Genomic DNA, 6,419 nt, shown 5'->3' with positions numbered 1-6,419 from the left:
GCACCGCCGGTCATCCCGCCCGTTCCGGTCGCTCCACCCGTCCCGCCCGTCCCGCTGGTTCCGCCGGCGCCGGTCGTGCCGCCCGTGCCGGCAGGCGCCCCCATCACCGCACCTGCGGCCGGAGGCGCTCCGCTCACCGAAATGGGCGGTCTCGGCGGAAAGGGCGTGCCGACCGGAAAGACCGCCGCGGGTGCGCCGGTCCAGGCAGCGCCTGTGGACAAGGCCGTCCTCGTCAGGTAGCGCGGCGTCGCCGCGCCCACTCCCGGGTCACATGGTGTGCTGTGCACGCCATGTGACCCGGATTCCGTTGTGCCTGTGCATGTTCGGGATATCTCCGAGCCGGGGTCGCTACTCCTGCACGATCACCGGGTCACCGATGTTGACGGTGTCGAAGTACCACTGCGCGGCGGCCGGCGCCAGGCCGATGCAGCCGTGACTGACGTTCTCCAGCCCCAACGACGCGACGGCCCACGGCGCGGAGTGCACGAAAAGGCCGCGGCGGGTGAATCGCACGGCGTCCTCCACCTCGAGCAGGTAGCCGTCGGGAGCGGTGACGGGGATGCCGACGCTGCTCGAGTCCATGACCACCACGTCATCCTTGGCCAGCACGCTGTAGGTGCCGACCGGCGTCGGGTATTCCGGACGGCCCATGCTCGCCAGCAGCACGCCCTCCTCGCCGAGGCGGGGGAGGTGGTGCGGCGCGGGCAGTGCGATTGGTGATCCCGCCGCCGAGCCGTCGACGGTCACGGTGAACGTGTGCTCCGAGATATCGGCGACCCCGACGACTGCGGGGCCGGTCTCGAATTGCGTCAGCTTGCCGTTCACCGACAGGGCGACCGTGCTGTGTGCCGGCCAGAATTGCTCTGGAACCCACTGCACTACATCGTCTTCCAGCCACTCGAACCTGCCGGTCCTGGCGGGCGTGGACGTGATTCGCAGCGCACGCTCGGCGGCAGCGCGGTCGGCGATCGGCCCACCGAAGGTGATCGTCACCGGGTGCGCCACCCCGACGCGCGCACTGCCGGTCGGCGCGACGGATTCGACAGCGCCGGACATCGGCAGGCTGACCGCTGCGGTGTCGACGTCTGATGTGCCCCCGAGCACGGCCGTGCTGGCCACCACCACCGGTAGGACAAGTTGGATGACTGCCCGCATCTACTCGAACCCCTTTATGACGCGCGATCCTGAACGTTGCCATCTTACGGGCGCGTCAACAGTCGAACCTTGAGGCGCGCGTTCATGATTCGGTCAAGCATTGATCACGGTTCGGCCACAGCGGCGAGACCTGGTGGCGCCGGTTGACCGGGTGTCACCGGGGCTGTCCGGCCACCTCGGCGATCGCCGAGGCGAACTCCTCCGGCGCCTCCTGGGGCACGTTGTGGCCGATGCCGTCGAGGATGCGGTGCTGGTACCAGCCGGTGTAGAGCGCCCGGCAGGCGGCACCGTCCTTGGCCGCGCCGTCGAAGTCGCTAGCGATGGTGATGGTCGGGACCGTGACCGCAGGACGGCCGGCCAGCCGGAACTCGTCGGCGTCGAACCGGGACTCGCCGGGTGCGAGGCTCAGCCGCCAGCGGTAGTTGTGGATGACGATGTCGGCGTGGTCGGGGTTGTCGAACGCGGCCGCGGACAGGTCATAGGTGGCATCGGTGAACTTCCACTCCGGCGATGCGAGCTGCCAGATCAATCTGTTGAAGTCGTGGGTGTTCTCCCGGTAGCCGGCCTCTCCGCGAGGTGTCGCGAAGTAGTACTGATACCACCAGCCGTACTCCGCCTTCGGCGGAAGGGGTTCACGGTTCGCCGCCAGATTGACCGTGATGTAGCCGCTGACGGCGACGAGTCCCGCGCACCGTTGCGGCCACAGCGACGCGACGACGTTGGCGGTGCGGCCGCCCCAGTCGTAGCCGCCGAGGATGGCGGCCGGAATCTGCAGGGCGTCCATCAGGCTGATCACGTCGTGCGCGAGCGCGGCCTGCTGACCGTTGCGAACGGTATCCGCAGACAGGAAGCGGGTGGTTCCGAAGCCGCGCAGGTACGGCACGATGACCCGGAAGCCCTGGCCGGCGAGCAGGGCGGAGACGTCGGCGTAGCTGTTGATGTCGTACGGCCAGCCGTGCAGCAGGATCACGGGGCGCCCATCCGGAGGGCCGGCCTCGGCGTATCCGATGTCGAGATCGCCGGCGTCGATCTGATTGACAGGGCCGAGCCGGTGCGCCGGCGCAGGTGGGGGACCGGGCTCGGCCGGTGCGGACGTGCATGCCGCGAGCGCGGTCGCCCCGGCGGCCATTGTCGCGAGGCGACCGAAGTGCCGTCTGTTCAGAGCGTTCATGTGAACCATCCGACCCCACGGCGGGCATCGCGTCCAACGATTGCTATGAATTGATGAGATCTATCAAACAGATACGATGATCCGCGTGGAGTTGCGCCAGGTCGAGCACTTTCTCGCCGTCGCCGCCGAGTTGAGTTTCACGCGGGCGTCAGCGCGAGTCCACGTCGTGCAGTCGGCACTGTCGACATCGATCGCGAAGCTGGAACGCGAGCTCGGGGTCGAGCTGTTCGACAGGACACGGCAGCGGATCAGCCTCACCCCGGCCGGTGAGCGGTTCCGTGTACACGCGCACGCCGTCATGCAGGTCACCCGCGCCGCCACCGATTCGGTCGCCGAGTACCGCGGCGCACTCGCCGGCACCATCGAGTTCGGATCACTCGTCTCCTACGGTCCGGTGGACGTCCCGGGTGCGCTCGGCGAGTTCCATCGTGCCCACCCGTTCGTGCGACTTCGGCTGCGGCTCAGCCAAACCGGCTCTTCTGCCTACCTCGCTGCGCTCATGGAGGGCTCGCTGGACCTCGCGCTGGTGTCGGTGCCCAACCGATTCCCACCGCAACTCGACATGCGATTGCTCTTCGAGGATCCGATGGTCTTCGTGTGTCGTCGTGACCATCCCATGGCCGGGCGGCGACGACTCCACCTCGCGGACGTCGCGGGCGAGGACCTCGTCGGCTTTCCGCCGGGATTCGGGGTCCGCCGCCTGATGGACGACGCCTGCCACGCTGCAGGCGTCTCCGCGCGGACGTCCTACGAGGTCCCCGCCGGGTTCGCCGCCATGGCCGACCTGGTGGGCAGCGGGCTGGGCACGGCGTTCATGCCGTCGTCGGAGGCGCAGCAGTTCACTCATCTGCATGCCGTCGATCTGGCCGACGCCGTGTCGTGGAAGGTGTACCTCGCAGCACCGCCGGTGGATCGCAGCACCCCGGCGACCGGCCGGTTGGCCGAGATCCTGTTCGCCGCGGCTGTCTCCGCCCGACAGGCGACGACGGGCCGCAAGGCCGGGCCGACGAGCAACTGACAGCCCGTCGATCACCTGGCGAAACACCCCTCCGCAACGCCACCGCTGAGTGGCATCTTCGGCGGCCGATCGCTGCGACGCCGGCGTCCCGCGCGCGTCACGCTGTCGGCGCCCGAGAGCCGATTCGGCGGACGGACGGAACCGCGAGCGGTCACAGCAATACCTCGTGCATCCGGCGCGGCGGTCGGACCGCCGGGGAATCCTGCGCCCCGGCGCTGGTGCCGGGGTGGGGACGGGTCGCCGGACATCGAGCGTTGCTTGCAACCAAAAACTTCTCGACATTTCGTAGCGGTGATGAAGAACAGCAAATGACAACGCGTCGCGGCTCGCAACCGTCTCCGGCTGATTCCCCGAAACTCGACGCGTGTCCGTGGCAAAACCGACACGCGGGGCTCGTTCCCCTCTAGGATTTGCACCGTCGGACGTACGATAAATCGGTAGCCGTGATGGTGACGATTCGAGCTTGACCGACGCTTGTTCGCTCATGCATCAAACACGTTGTGAATCAACAGAAAATGTTCCAGCCTGCTGGAACGCCGGCGGTGACGCTGCCCGCAAATAGTTGCATTCGCAAATTAGACGCGCTACCGCGAGTAGCTATATTCGTTAACTAACGACAACTAATGGCTTTTATTTCGCAAAGCCTTGCGATCGAACCATAAGGCGTGTTACAGCTACTGCCATGGCCACAGATTGGTCCAAGATCGGCCCGGTCAGTTATTTCGCTGACGTCAATATCGAGATTCGGTGCGGCCCGCGGATTCCCTTCGCCGGCGTGCCTGCCGCCTCGCGCTCTGTCGTCGGCGGGGACGACAGCACCCGGGGCCGGACGTGATCGATCAGAAGTGCGTCGGTGTCCGGCCCAAGGCGCGCCGTCGAGTCGGCCAAGGGCTCGGCGTCCCACATATGTGACACGAACGTTCAGGGGGAGTCTCGGTGAATTCCATGGAGCCGGACGACAGGGCCTTGCCGTTGACGCGCGCCCAGATGGACATCTGGCTGGCGCAGCAAACCGGCCGGCAGAGCACCGAGTGGCAACTCGGTGTCCTCGTGCACATCGAGGGCGGGATCGACACCGACCTCTTCGAGCAGGCGGTACGGCAGGTGGTGCAGGAAGCCGACGCGCTGCGGGCCCGCTTCTTCGAGGTGGACGGCCAGGTGTTCCAGCGGGTGGCCGACGACCCGGACACCCGGCTGCGCAGGCACGACTTCACCGGCGCGAAGGATCCCGAACAGGACGCCCGCGAGCTGGCGACCGCGATCCAGCGGACGCCGATGCCGCTGGACGGCCCGTTGATCAACTTCTCACTGCTGCAGACGGGTCCCGACGAGTACATCTGGTACACCTGCTGTCACCACATCATCCTCGACGGGCTCGGCCTCTCGCTGATCGGCCGGCGGATCGCCGCCATCTACACCGCGCTGGCCACCGACCGCTCCGTTCCACCGGCCTACTTCGCCTCGCTGCGCGACCTGGTCGACGGAGAATCGGCCTACGAAGCGTCCGCCGGATTCCAGGACGACCGGCAGTACTGGAGCCAGCACCTTCCCTCGGGCAGCGGTCCGGACCTCGGGGCGCCGCTGGAGACCGAGAGCGAGACGTACTGGCCGTCGGCGCCGGTACAGATGGATCCCGCCGTCGTCGGCCGGATCAAGACACTGGCGAAACAGTACGGCGTCCGCCGCTCGTCGATCATGACCGCCGTGTGCGCACTCCTCGTGCGTGGGCTCGGCGGCGGCGACGCCGACGAGCTGGTGCTCGACTTCCCGGTCAGCAGGCGCGTGCGCCCCGAGTCCAAGCTCCTACCCGGCATGCTCGCCGGCATCGTGCCGCTGGTGCTGAAGACCGCACCCGGAAGCACCGTCGCCGACTTCTGCAGGCAGGTCGACACGCGCACCCGGGAACTGCTGCGCCATCAGCAGTTCCCCGTGGAGACGCTGGACGGTGACGCCAACTCCCGGCAGGCGCGCAACCGGGTGGTCGTCAATTTCGTCCCCGCCCGCCTCACGATGGACTTCGCCGGCGCGACGGCGACAGCGAGTTACACGACGTTCGGTCCGGTCGGCCACTTCGGGCTCTTCCTGCTCGGCTTCGGGGACCAGCAGTACCTCAGCACCGTGGGCGCCGGCCAACCGTTCGCCGACTTCGAGGTCGCCGACCTGGCGGAGCGGATGCAGCGGATGTTGGTGGCGATGTCCCACGACCCGGACCTGCAGTTGTCCGCGATGGACGTGTTGCGGGCCGGCGAAGCCGCGCACCTGGACGAGGTGGGCCGTCGCGACCTGGCCGCAGGCCCGGCTCCTGCGGCCGTATCGGTCCCGGACCTGCTGAGCGCGCAGGTCAACCGGACACCGGATGCGGTGGCGGTCAGCTGCGGTGAGCGGCGGCTGTCCTATCGAGATCTCGAGGCGGCGTCGGACCGACTGGCCCGGGCCCTCGCCGGGCGCGGCGTCGGACCCGGCGCTTCGGTGGCGCTGCTGCTTCCGCGGTCGGCCGAGGCGATCGTGGGGATCGTGGCGGTACTCAAGACCGGCGCGGCCTATGTCCCGATGGACCCGATGCACCCCGACGCGCGCATCGCGTTCGTGCTCGGCGATGCCACTCCGACCGCGGTTCTCACCACCGCGCAACTCGCCGGCCGGATCGCCGGCTGTGGTGTGCACGCCATCGACATCGACGACGCCACTGCCGAAAACGCCACGGAGACCGTGCTTGCGGCGCCCGCGCCCGACGACGTCGCCTATGTGATCTACACCTCCGGTACGACGGGCACGCCGAAGGGGGTGGCGATCACCCACGCCAACGTCGCGCAGCTGGTGGGCTCACTGGAGGCCGGCCTGCCGCCCGGACAGGTGTGGTCGCAATGCCATTCGTACGCCTTCGACTTCTCGGTCTGGGAGATCTGGGGTGCGCTGCTCGGCGGTGGCCGGCTCGTGGTGGTCCCCGAAGAGGTCGCCGCGTCACCGCAGGACTTCGAGGCTCTACTGCTTGCCGAGCATGTCACCGTGCTCACCCAGACCCCCTCGGCGGCGGGAATGCTCTCGCCGCGGGCGCTCGGGTCGACGGCCCTGTTC

General features: G+C 68.2%; 4 protein-coding genes and 1 pseudogene. 3 read left to right on the top strand and 2 right to left on the bottom strand.

Features of this window, described 5'->3' with window-relative positions; all coding sequences use genetic code 11:
- Positions 1 to 240: pseudogene (locus Q2100_RS07080) on the top strand (hypothetical protein); the annotation flags it as partial.
- Between the two features lie 108 nt (positions 241 to 348).
- Here Q2100_RS07080 and Q2100_RS07075 read toward each other — a convergent pair.
- Both Q2100_RS07075 and Q2100_RS07070 read right to left on the bottom strand, forming a co-directional pair.
- Positions 349 to 1,155, bottom strand: a complete 807-nt coding sequence (locus tag Q2100_RS07075) for a L,D-transpeptidase (RefSeq protein WP_302913423.1) — start codon at positions 1,153 to 1,155, stop codon at positions 349 to 351.
- A gap of 154 nt (positions 1,156 to 1,309) precedes the next feature.
- The gene (locus Q2100_RS07070; protein ID WP_302913422.1) at positions 1,310 to 2,326 is read right to left on the bottom strand and encodes an alpha/beta fold hydrolase; all 1,017 of its coding nucleotides are present in this window, start codon (positions 2,324 to 2,326) and stop codon (positions 1,310 to 1,312) included.
- An 85-nt stretch (positions 2,327 to 2,411) separates the two neighbouring features.
- On the opposite strand from Q2100_RS07070, the gene Q2100_RS07065 reads away from it, so the two are divergent.
- Together Q2100_RS07065 and Q2100_RS07060 are read left to right on the top strand one after the other, a co-directional pair.
- On the top strand, positions 2,412 to 3,344 hold the full coding sequence (locus Q2100_RS07065; RefSeq protein WP_302913421.1) for a LysR family transcriptional regulator: 933 nt from the start codon (positions 2,412 to 2,414) through the stop codon (positions 3,342 to 3,344).
- A gap of 945 nt (positions 3,345 to 4,289) precedes the next feature.
- Positions 4,290 to 6,419, top strand: a 2,130-nt coding sequence (locus Q2100_RS07060; protein ID WP_302913420.1) for an AMP-binding protein, incomplete at its 3' end; no start/stop codon positions are given.

This window comes from Mycolicibacterium arseniciresistens (assembly GCF_030519285.1).
GTDB classification, from domain to species: domain Bacteria; phylum Actinomycetota; class Actinomycetes; order Mycobacteriales; family Mycobacteriaceae; genus Mycobacterium; species Mycobacterium arseniciresistens.
The sequence above is the reverse complement of the archived record's forward strand: the minus strand, read 5'-3'. Positions and strand labels throughout refer to the sequence as shown.